Source organism: Pontibacter sp. JAM-7, assembly GCF_048548695.2.
Classification (GTDB): Bacteria; Pseudomonadota; Gammaproteobacteria; order Pseudomonadales; family Balneatricaceae; genus Neptuniibacter.
The window spans coordinates 1-352 of record NZ_JBLYIF020000024.1 but is presented as its reverse complement, the minus strand read 5'-3'; the positions used below and the strand labels follow the sequence as shown (position 1 = coordinate 352).

The following is a 352-nucleotide window of genomic DNA, read 5'->3' as shown; positions in this document are numbered from 1 at the left end:
TGGGTTGCATCCAGGTCGGATGGATCAGAGTTGGTACGAGTACCGAAGCTCAGAGTGCTGTTATCAAAGGCATCTTCACCAACATCGGTATCATTAATGGTCACCTGACCGCTCACACTCAGGGTTGGATCGCTGTCATCCTCGGTCACCGCTTTAGCATCGTCAGTGACTTCCGCACCATCGGCAACACCATTGATGGTGATGGTGATGGTGCTGGTACCGCTACCGTCTACTGAATCCACGGTCCAGGTCTGCACGATGGTATCGCCCGCATTCAGGTACTGAACTGCCGCGTTATCGACAGTAAAGGTGTAGTTACCCTGGTCATCATCCAGTGTCAGCGTACCCAGCT

At 53.1% G+C, this 352-nt stretch carries 1 protein-coding gene; it reads right to left on the bottom strand.

What is annotated here, in order from left to right; translation table 11 throughout:
• Positions 1-352: VCBS domain-containing protein (locus ACFVYJ_RS13710; protein WP_463255413.1), on the bottom strand; the 352-nt coding region annotated here is incomplete at both ends.